We start from the raw sequence: 15,668 nt of genomic DNA, 5'->3' as shown, positions 1-15,668 counted from the left end.
GCACGATCCATACTTTACTATTATAGTACATTTTCCTGTCAGAAACAAGAATTTGAAAGCAAAAAGCCCTGTCAAAAGCAAAAAGCTTTTGAAACAGGGCCTTGCAAGCGGGTACACTCCCCTGCTGTGCGGCGATGCCGTCAGCTGAGAGCGGCCTGATTTTTATAGCGTTTGCGCACAGCGCCGTATTCCAGATGTGCTTCGCCGCCCTCCACGGTGTCCTCATCCACAGTCACGCGGATGATGGTGGCATCGCTGGGCACCTCGTACATGATAGGCAGCAGGATGCTTTCCATCACGCTGCGCAGACCGCGGGCACCGGTCTTGCGCTCGATGGTCTTGCGGGCAATGGCGTGCAGGGCTTCGTCCGTGAAGGTAAGCTCCACGTTATCCATGCCCAGCAGCTCCTTATACTGCTTGACCAGACTGTTGCGGGGCTCCTTGAGCACGCGCACCAGTGCATCCTCGTCCAGATCATCCAGCACGGTGATGACCGGCAGACGGCCGATCAGCTCCGGGATCAAACCGAACTTGACCAGATCGTGTGGCTCTACCTTACGCAGCAATGCACGCTCCGCCTCGGTGGAGTTATCCTTCAGCGCGCTGCCGAAGCCCAGCGCGGACTTATCGGTGCGGCGCAGGATATACTTGTCCAGACCATCAAAGGCACCGCCGCAGATGAACAGGATGTTGGTGGTGTCGATCTGGATGAACTCCTGCTGCGGGTGCTTGCGGCCGCCCTGCGGCGGCACGTTGCTGACAGTGCCCTCCAAGATCTTCAGCAGTGCCTGCTGTACGCCCTCGCCGCCCACATCGCGGGTGATGGAGGGGTTTTCGCTCTTGCGGGTGATCTTGTCGATCTCATCAATGTAGATGATGCCGATCTGTGCCTTCTGCACATCAAAATCTGCCGCCTGGATCAGCTTGAGCAGAATGTTTTCCACGTCCTCACCCACATAACCGGCCTCGGTAAGGGTGGTGGCATCCGCAATGGCGAAGGGCACCCCCAGCATCTTGGCCAGTGTCTGCGCCAGCAGGGTCTTGCCCACGCCGGAGGGACCCAGCAGCAGCACGTTGGACTTTTGCAGCTCCACGTCGCCGCCCTTGCCGCTGAGGATGCGCTTATAGTGGTTGTAGACCGAAACGGACAGCACACGCTTTGCCTCGTCCTGACCGATGACATACTGATCCAGACCTTCCTTGATCTCGGCCGGGGTCATGATGTTGATATCCAGATCTGCGGCAGCGGGCTGGACATGGGCGCGGCTTGCGCTGCCGCGAGCCGGACGGGCGCTTTTGGGCTGATCCGGCTTGTCAGAGAGCAGATCGTGGCACAGACCGATGCACTCGCTGCAGATATTGACCCCGGGGCCAATGATCATGCGCTCCACTTCGTCCTGATGCTTGCCGCAAAAGCTGCAAACCAGATCCTTTTCGTTTTTGCCGGAATTGTTATTTGCCATAGCTGTTTTTCCTTATCCTGGATAGATTGTAGCGGTTTACCGGTGGGCGATGACCTCATCGATCAGGCCGTATTCCTTTGCCTGCTGCGCGGTAAGGTAGTTGTCGCGCTCGGTGTCCTGCTGGATCTTTTCCAGCGGCTGGCCGGTGTACTCGCTGAGCATCCGGTTCATCTTATCGCGGATATAGACCATGTGCTCGGCATGGATCTTGATATCCGTGGTCTGGCCGGAAAGGCCGCCGCCCTGACCGCCGATCAGCGGCTGGTGGATCATGATCTCGGCGTTGGGCAGCGCAAAGCGCTTGCCCTTGGTGCCGCTTGCCAGCAGAAATGCGCCCATAGAGGCAGCCATGCCCATGCAGATGGTGGAAACATCGCACTTGATATACTGCATGGTGTCGTGGATGGCCATACCGGCACTGATGGAGCCGCCGGGGCTGTTGATATACAGGCTGATGTCCTTATCCGGGTCCTGCCCTTCCAGATACAGCAGCTGCGCCACCACAAGGCTTGCGGTGGTATCGTTGACATCCTCGCTCAGCACGATGATGCGATCGTTCAGCAGACGAGAGAAAATATCGTAGGAACGCTCTCCGTGCGCCGACTGCTCGACAACGTAAGGAACAAAACTCATAAAGTTCGCCTCCTGAAAATGGTTTAAGTTTATTGGCAAAATTGACCGATACGGGTTCCCTGTAAAGTTCAGCCGTACCGGTCAATTTTAACAACCTTTGATAAAACGCCTGCGGCGCTTTACAGGGCCCGGCACTGATTACTCAGCGTCAGCAGCCTTCTCAGCCTCTGCGGGCTTCTCCACGATGTTAGCGTGGCTCTTGATGAAGTCGATGGCCTTGGTGCGAGCCAGATCCTGCTTCAGATCCTCGAGGTTGATCAGCTCACGAACCTTGTCCTCTTCCATCTTGTACTGGTCAGCAATGCGCTTGATCTCGGCATTGATCTCGTCCTCGGAAGCCTCGATGTGCTCAGCAGCAGCAACAGCCTCCAAAGCCAGACCGATCTTGACCTGCTTCTCAGCCTGCGGCATGAAAGCGGCACGGAACTGCTCCATGGACTGACCCATATACTTCAGGTAGTCCTCCAGACGCAGACCCTGCTGCTCCACACGGAAAGCAAAGTCGTTGACCATCTCGTCCATGCGGACATCGTACATAGCCTGAGGGATCTCGCCTTCCATGCTTTCGATGACCTGATCGACCAGAGCATTCTCGACAGCCAGATCGTCCTGCTTGTCCAGCTGCTCCTGATTGTTCTTGCGGATGGAAGCCTTGAACTCGTCCAGAGTGTCGTACTCGGAGCAGTCCTTTGCCAGCTCGTCATCCAGAGCAGGCAGCTCCTTGTACTTGACCTCATGCAGCTTGATCTTGAAGACAGCAGCCTTGCCAGCCAGCTCAGCAGCCTGATACTCGGTGGGGAAGGTGACGTTCACGTCGAACTCCTCGCCGGCGGAGTGGCCAACGACCTGCTCCTCAAAGCCGGGGATGAAGCTGCCGCTGCCCAGAGTCAGGTTGTAGTGCTCAGCCTTGCCGCCCTCGAATGCGACGCCGTCCACAAAGCCCTCGAAGTCGATATCAGCGATATCGCCATTCTGAGCAGCGCCCTCACGGGTCAGCTCACGGGCGTTGCGCTCCTGCACACGCTTCAGCTCAGCGTCCACAGCCTCGTCGGTAACAGTATGGACAGTCTTTTCCACGGTCAGACCGTTGTAGCTGCCAACCTTGACTTCGGGCTTCACGGCGACCTTCACGGTCAGGGTAGCGCCCTCTGCCTCGCTGGCAGAATCCACGGTGACCTCAGGACGGCCCACGGGCTCCACGCCAGCTTCCTTAGCGGCAGCCTCGAAAGCCTCCGGGAACAGCTCGTTGATAGCGTCGTAGGTAAAGACGTCTGCGCCGTACATCTTCTCGATCAGAGCCTTGGGAGCCTTGCCCTTGCGGAAGCCCTGCACAGGGTACTTCTTGCCCTCTTTTTTGAAAACATCGGCAACAGCCTTCTTGAAGGCCTCTGCATCGATGGAGAACTGCAGTTCTGCCATGCTCTTCTCGAGCTTTTCACACTTGATGAGATTCATTTGTTTATCCTCCACTCAAATATTCTATTGCTCAGGGCAGGAAGTTTTTGCCCAGGGCAACCGCGCACCACGTCCTTGCTGTATGCACACGGAATGCGGGGACGCGCGCGCTCAATTGGGTGCAACAATCGCGTCAAAACTTATTATAGCACGCTCTGGACACAATTGCCATACCAAATTTTTAAATTTTGTCGTTTTTGCCCTTTTATACCGCCGTTAATTGATGCGGTAGGGGCAAAAACGCAGGCCGTCGGCACTTACCAGCTTGTACCGGATGCCGTCCACCTCGCCCTGTACGGCAAACCGGATGGCATTGCCGTGCAGATGCCCGTAGAAGCAGGTCTTGATGCCGTACTCCTTCAGGGTGGCTACGATCTCCGGGGCGCTGGTACCAGTGTAGACCGGTGGATAGTGCAGGAACACCAGCTTTTCCAGCCCGGGCTCCGCAGCCTGCAAGCTCATGCGCAGGCGTCCGATCTCGCGGTTCATCACCTTTTCGTCGTGGGGCTCACCCACATCGAACAGCCAGCCGCGGGTGCCGCAGATGGCGTACCCTTCCACGCTGTAAGAATTGTTGTGCAGAATATGCAGGGTATCGAAGCCCTCCGCCTTGAGGTAGGCATTCATCTTGTTGGCGGTGGACCACCAGTAATCGTGGTTGCCCTTCATGATGATCTTCTGCCCGGGCAGCTGCTGCAAAAAGGCAAAGTCCTTGCGGGTATCGGTCAGGCGCATAGCCCAGCTGATATCCCCCGCCAGCACGATGGTGTCCTGCGGGGTGATGAGCTTGCGCCAGTTTTTCTCCAGCCTGTCCACATAATCGTTCCAGCCGGGAAAGATATCCATCGGCTTGGATGCGCCCAGAGAAAGATGGGGGTCGCCAAGCACAAAAAGTGCCATAGTCTGTTTACTCCTGTTCTGTCTGTCCGCAGAAGCTTATGCCTGATAGCCCAGCGCCACCTCGGCGATCTGTGCCGGGGCAATGACGGTATCAAAGCGCTCCGGCTTGCTGCGCAGGGCGGCAAGGCTTGCCGGTGCGGCGTGGCCGGTGGCAGCCTCCAGCTGCTGCATGGCTTCAAAATCGTTTTCCGGGGCAGTTTTGCCCAGTGCACTCAGCACGCTGCGGGGGAACTTGAAGGGCGATGCGGTGGAAAGCACCACCATGGGCACGCCCTGCCGCTTTTTCTGTGCAGCCACATGGAAGGCCACGGCGGTGTGGGTATCACACAGGTAGCCGTCCTTTTCGTAGCGGGAACGGATCTCCCCTGCCACCTCGGCCTCGCTGCTCCAGCCGCAGGAGAAGGTCTCCTGAATAGCTGCCAGCGTCTCGGGACGGACGGTGTAACTGCCGGTGGCAGCCAGCTGCTGCATAAAGCCCGCCACCTCGGCATCGCTGCCGGTCACATGGTACAGCAGGCGCTCCAGATTGGAGGACACCAGAATGTCCATGCTGGGCGAGGTGGTCTTGAAGAACTCCCGCTTTGCGGTGTAAGTACCGGTGGTGAGGAAGTCGGTCAGCACGTTGTTCTCGTTGGAGGCGCAGACCAGCTTGCCCACGGGCAGACCCATCTGCTTTGCGTAATAACCGGCGAGGATATCGCCAAAGTTGCCGGTGGGCACACAGAAGTCCACCTCGTCGCCAAAGGTGATCTTGCCGGCCTTGAGCAGCTGGGCGTAGGCGGCAAAATAGTAGACGATCTGCGGCACAAGACGGCCCCAGTTGATGGAGTTGGCGCTGGAAAGGCGGATGTTGCGCTTTTCCAGTTCGGCAGCGATGGCCTTATCGCCGAACACCTTCTTTACGCCGGTCTGGGCATCGTCAAAGTTGCCGCGCACGGCGTAAACAGCAACATTAGCGCCCTCCTGCGTTGCCATCTGCAAACGCTGGATCTCGCTGGTGCCGCCGGTGGGGTAGAACACAGCGATCTCCACACCGGGGATATCACGGTAGCCGTCCAGCGCAGCCTTGCCGGTATCGCCGCTGGTGGCCACAAGGATCAGAGTCTTTTCAGTGCGGCCCAGGTTCTTTTTGGCCTCCACCAGCAGCTTGGGCATCAGCTGCAGGGCGTAATCCTTAAAGGCACAGGTCGGGCCGTGCCACAGCTCCAGAGCATAGGTGTTCCCTTCCACCGGGGCAAGATAGCCTGCCTTGCCGCCAAAAGCAGCCCCGTAGGTGCTGCGGGTGGCCTCGGTCAGGAAAGCGGGGTCGTAATCGGTCAGGTACTCCCGCACAACGGCGGCTGCCAGCGCGGGGTAGTCCAGCCCGCACAGGGCTTTTACATCCACCTGCGGAAAACTTGCCGGCACAAACAGACCGCCCTCATCGGACAGCCCCTGTGCAATTGCCTGAGAAGAAGTTACTTTGCGGTTCTGATCTCTGGTACTGAAAAACTGCATGGTCATCGCTCCTTTTCGCCACGGAACGTGCCGGGCACGTTCCCGGTTGTACGGCAAAACCATCGTTCTGCCGCATACTTCCCACCGGTGCCACGGTTTCTGCCTAAGGTTCGCAGAGAAAGGCACCCTTTATAATATGTACCATCCAGCGCCCGCTGTCAAGAGGAACTACCTCTGCAACGTCAAAACGCACCGGCTCTTCGCTTTGGCCGGTCTGCTGCAAATACTTTTGCGCAGCGCAGATCAGCCGGTGCTGCTTGGCCGGGTCTACGGCGGCAGCGGGCCGTTGCAGCATCCCTTGGCTGCGGGTCTTTACCTCGCAGATGACGATGGTGCCGTCCGGCTCCCGCAGCACAAGATCCAGCTCTCCCATGCGGGTATGATAGTTATGTGCCAACAGCTGCGCGCCCTGCTTCTGATACCAGCGGGCAGCGGCAGCTTCTCCCCTGCGGCCGATCTCGGCGCGGTTCATTTGCCGCTCTCCGGCCAGTAGCCCTGCTTTTTAAGGAAGCTGCGGCGGTAGAACGGCTGGATGCCGTACTGCGCGATCAGCTCGTAATGCAGCTTTGTGGGGTAGCCCTTGTGCTTTGCCAGCTGATATTGCGGGTACTGCTTGTCCAGCTCCAGCATATAGCGGTCACGGCTGACCTTGGCCAGCACTGAGGCCGCGCCGATGCTGGCGCTGGTTGCATCGCCCTTGACCACCGGCTGTGCCGAGATCTGCAAGCCTGCGGGGGTGCGGTTGCCGTCCACCAGCACCAGATTGGGCACGATGTCCAGCTCTTCCACCGCCTGCTGCATCCCGCCCATGGTGGCGTTCAGGATGTTTTCCCGGTCGATGACCTCCGGCCCCACAAAGATGATGCGGTAGGCCAGCGCTTTTTCGCAGATCTCGTCAAACAGTGCTTCGCGCTTTTTCTCGGTCAGCTTTTTGGAATCGTTGATGCCGTACACCGGGTTTTCCGGGTCCAGAATACAGGCCGCTACGCACACAGGACCGCAAAGCGGGCCGCGCCCGGCCTCGTCCACACCGGCAAAGCAGCCGTACTGGCTGCGCACCTCGGCATCAAAGGCGTACAGCGGAGCCGAGATTTCTTCATCCGAGCGGCGCTTCATTCCTCGTTCTCCCCGGCAAAGTCGGCCAGATCGTCCCGCTGCGGCGGGCGCTCCAGCGAGATGCGACCCCACTTGCAGGCGCGGAACTCGTCCACCAGCATGATGGCGCAGCGCTCGGTGTTCACCTCGCCGCCGCGCACCAGCAACCCACGCTTGCGGCCGATGGCCTCCAGCAGCTCATAGGGCGGCAGCGCCAGCGTTTCGGCATCCAGCTTGTAGCGCTGTGCCACAAGGTCGGGATAGTTGCGGCGCACCTCGTCCAGCAGGTTCATGGCCAGCTCTTCCACATCCAGAATGTCGTCCTTGATGGAGCCGATGAAGGCCAGATTAGAGGCGATGGTCTTGGAATCGAACTTTTTCCACAGCACGCCGGGCATATCCAGCAGGTCGAACTTTTCGGTGCTGACCCACTGCTTGCCCTTGGTCACGCCGGGGCGGTCTGCCGCCTTGGCGCGGGCAGAGCCTGCAAAGGTGTTGATAAAGGTGGATTTGCCCACATTGGGGATGCCGCACAGCATTACCTGCGTTTTGGCACCGCCCATGCCGCGGTTCTGGCGGCGCTCCAGCAGACCGGAAAGCTCCTTTTCAATAGCCACCTTCACGGCGTTTGCGCCGCCCTTCTGCTTGGCGCTGATGGCCACACAGCCCGCATCTGCGGCGTGGAAGTAGCGGATCCACTCCTCGGTCACTGCCGGGTCGGCAAGGTCGGCCTTGTTCAGCGCATAGAGCTTGGGCTTGCGGTCGGTGATGCGCTCAATCTCCGGATTCAGGCTGGAAAGCGGGATGCGCGCGTCCAGCAGCACAAGGCTGGCATCAACATGCTGGATCTCCTGCTCCATCATGCGCAGGGTCTTGGTCATGTGGCCCGGGAACCACTGAATATTGTACTGGTTTGCAAACCGGGTATCCATTTCGTTCATTTTACCACCCCAAAATCTGTAAAGGGCATAAAGCACAGCAGTACCTTGCCCAGAATATCACGCTCGTCAATGCAGCCGACATAAGAGGAGCGGCTGTCCAGCGATTCGTTGCGGTTGTCCCCCATCACAAACAGAGTGCCCTCAGGCACCGTGAACGGAAACTGCACATCGTAGCCCAAGTAAGTGGGGGCTGCAATGTAGTCCTCCTGCAAAAGCTCGCCGTTCACCGTGACCGTACCGGCGTCGTAGTCGATGCTGATGGTGTCGCCGCCCTTGGCGATGATCCGTTTAACCAGCGGTTTACCGTAGACGGTGTAGCTGTCCACGATGACCACATCGCCCCGCTGCGGGGTGTAGCCTGCCGCCCAGACGATAAGCTTATCGCCGTGGGTCAGGGTGGGCACCATGGAACGCCCATCCACCTGAATGATGCGGAAGAAAAACGAAAAGATCAGTACCAGCACCAGCGCTGCGGAGATGAGCGCCTCGTACCATTCCAGTATGCCCTGCCCGCGCACTGCGGGGGCAGACTGCTGCTGTTTTTCCATAGCTTAGCCACCAGCCTTTCTTGATTTTATGATACACCCGGGCTTTGAAAAAGAAAAAAGGGACAACAAGTTGTCCCTTTTCTCCCGGTTTCAAATCGGGGATGATCAAATATCGCTCTTGACCTTGGCAGCCTTGCCCGTACGGCCACGCAGATAGAACAGCTTTGCGCGGCGAACCTTGCCCTTGCGGACAACAGTGACCTTCTCAACGAAGGGGCTGTTGACGGGGAAGACACGCTCGATGCCGACACCGTAAGCCACGCGGCGAACGGTGAAGGTCTCTGCAACGCCGCCGTGCTTCTTAGCGATGACAGTGCCCTCGAAGGCCTGAATGCGCTCACGGTCGCCGTCCTTGATACGAACATCAACGCGGACGGTATCGCCAACGTTGAACTGAGGCTTTTCAGCCTTGATGCTGCCTTCAGAAATAATCTTCAGTGCGTCCATTTTTGAATCCTCCATTTGTTTTTAGACGTTCATGCACGGCATAGCCGCCAGAGGACCGCCCGTTTAATGATAAATACTTGTCATTAACCCCGCTGTGGTCTCAGCGGACACTAACGCCCTAATAGGATAGCACAAAACCGGCTTGAATGCAAGCAATTTAGCGAAAAATCTTGCAAAAATTTTCTGTTTTGCCTGATAGACGGACTTTTGCGCAGCTTTAGACAAACAGCTGCCGGTCTGCCGTCAAAAACTTGGTGCGCAGAATGTTGGCACTTGCGGCGGGCAGGCCGAACTTTTCTTCCAGAAAACCGGTAAGCAGCGAGGGGTTCAGGTTCAGTTCCTGCGCAGCGGGCAGGCAAAGTTCCAGTTGCACGGTGTCCCCCAATACAGTATAGCTAAGCTGCGGGATATGCTCTTTAAGGTTCACGATCTTTTTGCCGCGCTTGCTGTGCTTTTCCACAGGGGCTGTCTCCAGCGCGTTATACTGCTCCAGCACCGCAGCGGCAGCCGCCGGGTAGCTGATGCGGTAGCAGGCAAAGGCGATGCTGTCCGCCTTCATCTCCACCGGAGCCACACGGGTAACGTGGATACCGGCGGGCATAATGGCGTTGAGCGCAGTTTGCCACTGGGCAAAATCCGGAGCTTCGGCCTCGGTCTTAACGTCCACGCACTCGCACTCGCTCTCCTGTCCCAGCGAGAGCGGGCAGGCAAAGGTCATGTAGATATGGGGGTTAAAGCCAAGCGTATGCCACACCGGCAGACCGCTGCGCTTGAGCACCCGCTGCATCACCCGCTGCAGATCCAGCAGGGAGATATAGGAGGCTTCATTTTTCTTTTCAAACGAGATTCTGACTGTAATCAAAGCAGGGACCTCCTAACAGATGGTTCGCGCCGCAGGCGTTGCAGGCACGGTTGCAGGGCGGGGTGGTCTGGGCGGCCAGAGCCTTGTTGTACTCCCGCACCAGATACTCGTGGGTGATGCCGTAGTCCATGTGAGACCACGGGGTCACCTCGTCCAGTGCGATGGGGCGCTGGCAGTAGAAGGCGGGGTCGATGCCCAGATCCGCAAAGGTCTGCATCCATGTATCGTACTTGAAGCACTCTTCCCAGCCATCGAAGTAGCAGCCACGCTTATAAGCCTCCACGATGACCGGGGCAAGGCGGCGGTCGCCCTTGGCGAACACACCCTCAAGGAAGCTGGTGGTGCTGTCGTGGTAGTTCACCTTGATCTTGCGGCTGTGCACGCTTTCCAGCAGGTGCTTCTGCTTGGCCTGCAGGGTCTCGGCGGTATCCATGGGCACGAACTGGAAGGGGGTGTGGGGCTTGGGCACAAAGCAGGCACAGCTGATAGTCACCTGCACGCCGCGTCCCTTGGCATGGTTCGTGTTTTTATAGTAGAGGTCTACCACCTTCTGGGCAGTCTCGGCAATGCCTTCGATATCCTCCATGGTCTCGGTGGGCAGACCCATCATGAAGTAGAGCTTGACCGAGGTATAGCCTGCGTTAAAGGCGATGGTACAGGTCTTTTCGATCTCGTCCCAAGTGACGTTTTTGTTGATGACATTGCGCAGGCGCTGGGTACCGGCCTCGGCAGCAAAGGTCAGGCCGCTCTTGCGCACCTTGGTGGTTTTTTCAATGAGGCTCTGAGAGAAGTTGTCCACGCGCAGGGAGGGCAGCGACAGGCTGACGTGCTCCTTGGGTGCCCACTCGTTCAGATCGTCCAGCAGTTCTTCCAGCTGACCGTGGTCAGAGGTGGAAAGGCTGGAAAGGCTCAGTTCCTCGTAGCCGGTGTTGGCACACAGATCCTGTGCTGCCTTGTTCAGCAAACTGGCATCGCGCTGGCGCATGGGGCGGTACAAGAAGCCCGCCTGACAGAACCGGCAGCCGCGCACGCAGCCGCGCAGCACCTCGATGCTGGCGCGATCCTGAATAGCACCTACCATGGGCACCACAAAGTTGGTGGGCGGGGCAAACTGGTTCAGATCCTTGATGATGGCCTTCGTGATGCGTGCGGGGATGCCCGGCTCGTTGGGGGTGATAGCCTTTACTCTGCCGTCCTCGTGGTAGGTGACATCGTAGAAAGCCGGGATGTACACGCCCGGGATCTTTGCAATGTTGAGCAGCAGCTGCTTTTTGGAGATGCCCTCTTTTTTGGCCTTTTCGATCTCGGCGCAGATGGCGGGCAGCTGGTTTTCGCCCTCACCCAGCTGGATGACATCAAAGAAATCCGCAATAGGCTCCGCATTGCAGGCGCAGGGGCCGCCCGCTACGATCAGCGGCCAGCGGTCATCACGGTCTTTGGAGTAGAACGGGATGCCTGCCAAGTCCAGCATGGCAAGGATATTGGTGTAGGAAAGCTCGTACTGCAAGGTAAAGCCCACAGCATCAAAGGCCGTGAGGGGGTCTTTGCTCTCCATGGTATACAGCGGCAGCTGCAGGCGCTCCATCTCGGCCTTCATATCCAGCCAAGGCATAAAGGCGCGCTCACACCACCAGTTTTCGTGGCTGTTGAGCAGCTCGTACAGGATCTTTTCGCCCAGAAAGGACATTCCCACCTCGTAGGTATCCGGGAAGCAGAAGGCAAAGCGCACATCCACCTTGTCCTTTTCTTTATAGATACTGCCGGGCTCGCCGCCGGTATAGCGGCCGGGCTTCTGCACCCGTCCCAGCGCTTCTTTCAGTTTGGGATCAAACATCGGGTCCTCCATAAACAATCCGTTTTTTGCGTTCTTTTTATTTTACCCCAAATGTGCCGGTTTTGCAATCGTTTCCAGCGGTTTGTGCATACTTTCCGTGTTTTTGCTGCCACAGCGCCCCTGCACACGCTGCCATCTGTGCACCGTCCAGCGGCGGCACCGGCAGCAGATTGAACAGCCCCGTCAGCAGATTCGCCGCCCAGAACGCGCTGCCGCGGATGGTAGTGGTCTGTGAAAGGCGCAGTGCCCACACCCCGGCAAGCAAAAAATTGACCGCAGGCCCGGCGGCGGCAAGCACGAGCCACTGGCGCGGGGAAAGCCTCTCCCCTGCTGTGTGCATACAAAAGCCGGTCATGGTCACCTCGATGACCGGCAGATGCCTTTGCTGGATGCAGTAGACAAAAATGTGCCCCAGCTCGTGCAGAATAGCCGCCAGCAGCCCCAGACGCAGAAAGCCGCTGGCATCAAAGTAGAGCAGCAGATATACCACGCCGCACAGCAGCACAGGGTCCCGGAATATAAGCTTCCCGGCCCGTACCCGGTTCATGGGGCATTCTCCAGCAGGGCGGCGGGGTCGCAGGCAGTGCCCTGCCGCCACAGCTCCAGATGCAGGTGCGCACCGGTGGCGCGCCCTGTCTGCCCCACTGTGCCCAGCGTCTGCCCGGCCTGTACCACCTCTCCCGGGCGTACGTAGAGGTATTGCAGGTGCGCATAGCGGGTCTCGCAGCCATCCGGGTGCAGGATGCGCAGATGGTTGCCGTAGCTTGGGCTGTATGCCGCTGCGGTCACTACCCCGCCCTGCACCGCCCGCACCGCTGTACCCGCCGCACAGGCAAGGTCGACGCCCTGATGAAGTGCAGACTTTCCGGTAAAGGGATCTGTTCGCGTGCCGTAGGCATCCGAGATGCGCCACACCGCAGTATCCAGCGGAAAACAGTACTTTTTCGTATTCCGCGCGGCCTGCACCGGTAGTGCAGCCAGCAGGCAGAGTGCCAGTCCTGCCAGCACCAGCGCCACAACGCCCCACCGCCGTCTGCGTATTTTTGCTGCCTGTCCGCTCCGTTTTGCCCGCATACGCTGTCCCCCCTATCCTGAAAAGTGTATGCACAAGCGGCAGGCAGGAGAACACAAACAAAAAAACAGAGCCGCCGCACAAATTTCTGCGCAGCAGCTCTGTTTTTGGTTTACATGATTTTACAGATCAGCGCCGGAAAAAGCTCCCGATGCGTTCCAGCAGGCTCTTTTTCTTGGGTGCGATGACAACAGGCTTTACAGCCGGGCGGGGTGCAGCCGGAGCTTTGGGGGCGGGCTGCGCAGCGCGGGGCTTATTGTTCAGCATCTGCTCCAGCGCCTCGTAGTGGTCGGACTGCTGTGCCGCCGGGGCGGCCTTCTCGGCCTTTTCCGGTGCAGGCTGGAACACATGGGGTAGCTCCTGCTTCAGCTGTTCCACAGTGACTTCCTGACAGACTGCCGCCGGTTTTTCTGCTTCAGGCGCAGGGGTGGTGCACTTCCACGGCTCGGTGCGCTGCCAGTCGTTGCGCAGCAGCTCGTACATGCCCATCTGGCTGTTGACCAGTGGCTCACCCTCGGCGGGCTTTACCTTCTGATAGCTGCCGCTGGCATCCATGACCCGGGCGTTGACGTTATCCCGCAGCTGCAGCTGAAGGATATCGGTGAGCTTTTGCACCAGAACGGGGTCCTCCACCCGGACGCCCACCTCCACGCGGCACTCGGTATTGCGGGTGAGGAAGTCACCGGAGGCAATATAAATGCGGGTATGGGTGCCATCGAAGAAGCTGTAAATACGGCCATGCTCAAGATACCGTCCCACCAGACTGCGGATGTGCAGGTTCTCGGTTTTGCCGGGCACCTCTGCGCGCACGCAGCAGATGCCGCGCACGATCATATCAATGCGCACCCCGGCGCAGCTGGCCTCCTGCAATTTCAGGATGATGTCCCGGTCGCTGATGGAGTTATTTTTCAGGATCATGGAAGCCGGGCGACCCATGCGGGCGGCAGCGATGACGTGATCCATCTCGTCCAGCAGCACGCTCTTGAAGCGCAGTGGGGCCACCAGCATCTTGTCGCTTTCCTCAGTGAGCTGCTGCACGGCCAGATTGCGGAACACCTTGGAGGCTTCCTCACCAATGCGCTCGTCTGCGGTGATGAAGGAATAATCGGTATACAGCTCGCTGGTTTTTTCGTTGTAGTTGCCGGTACCGATCTGGGTGATATAGGAGTAGCCCTCTGCGCCCTTGCGGGTGATGAGGGTCAGCTTGGAGTGCACCTTATAATCCTCGAAGCCGTAGATGACGGTGCAGCCGGCGCTTTCCAGCTGCTTGGACCAGTCGATGTTGTTCTGCTCGTCAAAGCGGGCGCGCAGCTCTACCAGCGCCACCACTTCCTTGCCGTTTTCGGCTGCTTCCATCAGCGCCTGCACGATCTGGGACTCCCGCGCCATGCGGTAGAGGGTCATCTTGATAGAGATGACGTCCGGGTCCTGTGCGGCCTTTTTGAGCATGGCGATAAAGGGGCGGATGGACTGGTACGGGTAGCTGAGCAGCACGTCATGCTTCTGCACCTCAGTGGCCAGATCATAATCCGGCGGCGGCAGCATGGGGCGTGCGGGAGTGTAGAACAGCGCCGGGTGCCCCTCGGCCTCCATGCGGCCGGAAAGCTTGAAGAAGAAGCTCAGGTCCAGCGGGCTCTTTTGCAAGAACACCCGCTTGCGGGTCAGCTCCAGACGGCTGCACAGCAGCCGCTCCACCTCCGGTGCCGGGGCGGGGGTGATCTGCAAACGGACAGCCGCCAGCTTGCGGCGGCGTCGGAGCAGCTCGGTCATGATCTCGCGATAATCAATATCGTGATCCATCATGCCCTCTTTTACATCGATATCCGCGTTGCGGGTGACCCGGAACAGACATTTTTCCTGAATAGAATCCTTGCCGAAGATGCTGGACGCATAGTGCAGCACCAGCTCTTCGGTGAGTGCAAACTGCACAGCGCCGTCCTTTTTGATAAAGTGCATCCGCTCCATCTGGCTGGAGATAGGCACGATGCCAAGACTTTGCTCCTGCGTATGCTTTTCCTTGAGAAGCACACCAAGATAGATCTCCTTATTGCGCAAAAACGGAAACGGATGGCGGTTATCCACGATCTGCGGGCTGAGGATGGGGAACAGCTCCGACTGGAAGTATTTTTTCCAGAGATGCTCTTCCTCCTTGGTCAGGTGGTCGAAATCCACCTTATGGTAGCCGTTCTCCGCCAGATTTTCCAGCGCCTTTGCGTAGAATTTATCGCATTCCTCTTGCAGCTGCGCCGTTTTGGGCATAATGGCGGCCAGCTGCTCGGCGGCGGTCATATTGGTCTTGTTTTCCCGCTTTTCCTTTTTGGTCTTGCTCTGCTCAAGGTTTGCGCGCTCCTGCAAGGAGCCCACGCGCACCATGAAAAACTCGTCCAGATTGGAGCCGTAAATTGCCAGAAACTTGATCCGTTCGCCCAGCGGGACGTTCTTGTCCTTGCCCAGCGCCAGAACGCGGCGGTTGAAATCCAGCCAGCTCAGTTCGCGGTTGATAAAGATCGATTCGTCACTCATAACAATATATCTCCGTATTTCCTCTTTGACCAAGGCAGCAAGCGGGCTACGCCCTAGCGGACATACGCCTGCCCTGCCCATGAATCCACCATTGCTTGGGTAATGCCCGGCACCTGCGCGGCATCCTTCACCTGTGCAAACGGGCCATACTGCGCCCGGTAGTCCAGTATAGCCTGAGCATTGCGTGGGCCGACACCGGGCAGGGTGCACAAAGCATCCGCATCGGCTGTGTTCAGCTCCACCTGTGTGTACGCTGCCAGTTCCTTTGTGTCCGGCAGTGTCTGCGGCTTTTGCGACCGCAACGGCACTGCGAAGCGAAATGCCAACCCTGCGCAGGCCCCTGCGACGGCAAGGCACAGCAGCAGAAACAGCCTTTCGCGGCGCTTTTTGTCCGGCAT

General features: G+C 58.4%; 16 protein-coding genes. All 16 read right to left on the bottom strand.

Going from position 1 to position 15,668, the window contains the following annotated elements:
* Positions 1-140 precede the first annotated feature (140 nt).
* Entirely contained in the window at positions 141-1,463 is a 1,323-nt protein-coding gene (gene clpX, locus MTP36_RS07745; protein WP_055184283.1) for an ATP-dependent Clp protease ATP-binding subunit ClpX, read from the bottom strand.
* A 36-nt stretch (positions 1,464-1,499) separates the two neighbouring features.
* Positions 1,500-2,096 carry an ATP-dependent Clp endopeptidase proteolytic subunit ClpP gene (gene clpP, locus MTP36_RS07740; protein ID WP_015538544.1) on the bottom strand — a complete coding sequence of 199 codons (597 nt, stop codon included), beginning with the start codon at positions 2,094-2,096 and terminating at the stop codon, positions 1,500-1,502.
* 138 nt (positions 2,097-2,234) lie between these two features.
* Positions 2,235-3,551, bottom strand: coding sequence for a trigger factor (gene tig, locus MTP36_RS07735; protein ID WP_097780382.1), 1,317 nt, complete (start codon positions 3,549-3,551; stop codon positions 2,235-2,237).
* 216 nt (positions 3,552-3,767) lie between these two features.
* Positions 3,768-4,451: a metallophosphoesterase gene (locus MTP36_RS07730; RefSeq protein WP_055184279.1), complete on the bottom strand. Its 684-nt coding sequence runs from the start codon at positions 4,449-4,451 to the stop codon at positions 3,768-3,770.
* 36 nt (positions 4,452-4,487) lie between these two features.
* The gene (gene thrC, locus MTP36_RS07725; protein WP_249254367.1) at positions 4,488-5,954 is read right to left on the bottom strand and encodes a threonine synthase; all 1,467 of its coding nucleotides are present in this window, start codon (positions 5,952-5,954) and stop codon (positions 4,488-4,490) included.
* 97 nt (positions 5,955-6,051) lie between these two features.
* Positions 6,052-6,420: a YraN family protein gene (locus MTP36_RS07720; protein WP_249254365.1), complete on the bottom strand. Its 369-nt coding sequence runs from the start codon at positions 6,418-6,420 to the stop codon at positions 6,052-6,054.
* Complete coding sequence (locus MTP36_RS07715) at positions 6,417-7,064, bottom strand: ribonuclease HII (protein ID WP_249254363.1); 648 nt, start codon at positions 7,062-7,064, stop codon at positions 6,417-6,419. Before MTP36_RS07715 ends, MTP36_RS07720 begins: the two co-directional genes overlap by 4 nt.
* Complete coding sequence (gene ylqF, locus MTP36_RS07710; RefSeq protein ID WP_055184272.1) at positions 7,061-7,984, bottom strand: ribosome biogenesis GTPase YlqF; 924 nt, start codon at positions 7,982-7,984, stop codon at positions 7,061-7,063. Before ylqF ends, MTP36_RS07715 begins: the two co-directional genes overlap by 4 nt.
* On the bottom strand, positions 7,981-8,532 hold the full coding sequence (gene lepB / locus MTP36_RS07705) for a signal peptidase I (protein ID WP_055184269.1): 552 nt from the start codon (positions 8,530-8,532) through the stop codon (positions 7,981-7,983). The genes ylqF and lepB overlap by 4 nt, the downstream gene beginning before the upstream one ends.
* 105 nt (positions 8,533-8,637) lie before the next feature.
* The gene (gene rplS, locus MTP36_RS07700) at positions 8,638-8,979 is read right to left on the bottom strand and encodes a 50S ribosomal protein L19 (protein WP_015538550.1); all 342 of its coding nucleotides are present in this window, start codon (positions 8,977-8,979) and stop codon (positions 8,638-8,640) included.
* A 217-nt stretch (positions 8,980-9,196) separates the two neighbouring features.
* A complete protein-coding gene (locus MTP36_RS07695; RefSeq protein WP_117948051.1) occupies positions 9,197-9,841 on the bottom strand; it encodes a TIGR03936 family radical SAM-associated protein in 645 nt (214 codons plus the stop codon).
* Positions 9,816-11,675 carry a TIGR03960 family B12-binding radical SAM protein gene (locus tag MTP36_RS07690; protein ID WP_055184265.1) on the bottom strand — a complete coding sequence of 620 codons (1,860 nt, stop codon included), beginning with the start codon at positions 11,673-11,675 and terminating at the stop codon, positions 9,816-9,818. The genes MTP36_RS07695 and MTP36_RS07690 overlap by 26 nt, the downstream gene beginning before the upstream one ends.
* A 37-nt stretch (positions 11,676-11,712) precedes the next feature.
* Complete coding sequence (locus MTP36_RS07685; protein ID WP_249254361.1) at positions 11,713-12,222, bottom strand: metalloprotease; 510 nt, start codon at positions 12,220-12,222, stop codon at positions 11,713-11,715.
* Positions 12,219-12,749, bottom strand: coding sequence for a M23 family metallopeptidase (locus MTP36_RS07680; RefSeq protein ID WP_249254359.1), 531 nt, complete (start codon positions 12,747-12,749; stop codon positions 12,219-12,221). The genes MTP36_RS07685 and MTP36_RS07680 overlap by 4 nt, the downstream gene beginning before the upstream one ends.
* Before the next feature lie 127 nt (positions 12,750-12,876).
* Positions 12,877-15,270 carry a polyphosphate kinase 1 gene (ppk1, locus tag MTP36_RS07675; RefSeq protein ID WP_249254358.1) on the bottom strand — a complete coding sequence of 798 codons (2,394 nt, stop codon included), beginning with the start codon at positions 15,268-15,270 and terminating at the stop codon, positions 12,877-12,879.
* Positions 15,271-15,323: 53 nt separating this feature from the next.
* Positions 15,324-15,668: a ComEA family DNA-binding protein gene (locus MTP36_RS07670; protein WP_249254356.1), complete on the bottom strand. Its 345-nt coding sequence runs from the start codon at positions 15,666-15,668 to the stop codon at positions 15,324-15,326.

The organism is Faecalibacterium sp. I4-1-79 (genome assembly GCF_023347235.1).
GTDB classification, from domain to species: Bacteria; Bacillota; Clostridia; order Oscillospirales; family Ruminococcaceae; genus Faecalibacterium; species Faecalibacterium tardum.
This window is presented reverse-complemented; position numbering and strand designations above follow the sequence as displayed.

Excerpts from the sequence above, each read along its gene's own strand:
- MTP36_RS07685 (WP_249254361.1), bottom strand. The coding sequence starts at position 12,222 with ATGAACCGGGTACGGGCCGGGAAGCTTATATTCCGGGACCCTGTGCTG.
- rplS (WP_015538550.1), bottom strand. The coding sequence starts at position 8,979 with ATGGACGCACTGAAGATTATTTCTGAAGGCAGCATCAAGGCTGAAAAG.
- MTP36_RS07690 (WP_055184265.1), bottom strand. The coding sequence starts at position 11,675 with ATGTTTGATCCCAAACTGAAAGAAGCGCTGGGACGGGTGCAGAAGCCC.
- lepB (WP_055184269.1), bottom strand. The coding sequence starts at position 8,532 with ATGGAAAAACAGCAGCAGTCTGCCCCCGCAGTGCGCGGGCAGGGCATA.
- MTP36_RS07670 (WP_249254356.1), bottom strand. The coding sequence starts at position 15,668 with ATGCCGGACAAAAAGCGCCGCGAAAGGCTGTTTCTGCTGCTGTGCCTT.
- thrC (WP_249254367.1), bottom strand. The coding sequence starts at position 5,954 with ATGACCATGCAGTTTTTCAGTACCAGAGATCAGAACCGCAAAGTAACT.
- MTP36_RS07680 (WP_249254359.1), bottom strand. The coding sequence starts at position 12,749 with ATGCGGGCAAAACGGAGCGGACAGGCAGCAAAAATACGCAGACGGCGG.
- MTP36_RS07715 (WP_249254363.1), bottom strand. The coding sequence starts at position 7,064 with ATGAAGCGCCGCTCGGATGAAGAAATCTCGGCTCCGCTGTACGCCTTT.
- MTP36_RS07730 (WP_055184279.1), bottom strand. The coding sequence starts at position 4,451 with ATGGCACTTTTTGTGCTTGGCGACCCCCATCTTTCTCTGGGCGCATCC.
- ppk1 (WP_249254358.1), bottom strand. The coding sequence starts at position 15,270 with ATGAGTGACGAATCGATCTTTATCAACCGCGAACTGAGCTGGCTGGAT.
- MTP36_RS07720 (WP_249254365.1), bottom strand. The coding sequence starts at position 6,420 with ATGAACCGCGCCGAGATCGGCCGCAGGGGAGAAGCTGCCGCTGCCCGC.
- tig (WP_097780382.1), bottom strand. The coding sequence starts at position 3,551 with ATGAATCTCATCAAGTGTGAAAAGCTCGAGAAGAGCATGGCAGAACTG.
- ylqF (WP_055184272.1), bottom strand. The coding sequence starts at position 7,984 with ATGAACGAAATGGATACCCGGTTTGCAAACCAGTACAATATTCAGTGG.
- clpP (WP_015538544.1), bottom strand. The coding sequence starts at position 2,096 with ATGAGTTTTGTTCCTTACGTTGTCGAGCAGTCGGCGCACGGAGAGCGT.
- clpX (WP_055184283.1), bottom strand. The coding sequence starts at position 1,463 with ATGGCAAATAACAATTCCGGCAAAAACGAAAAGGATCTGGTTTGCAGC.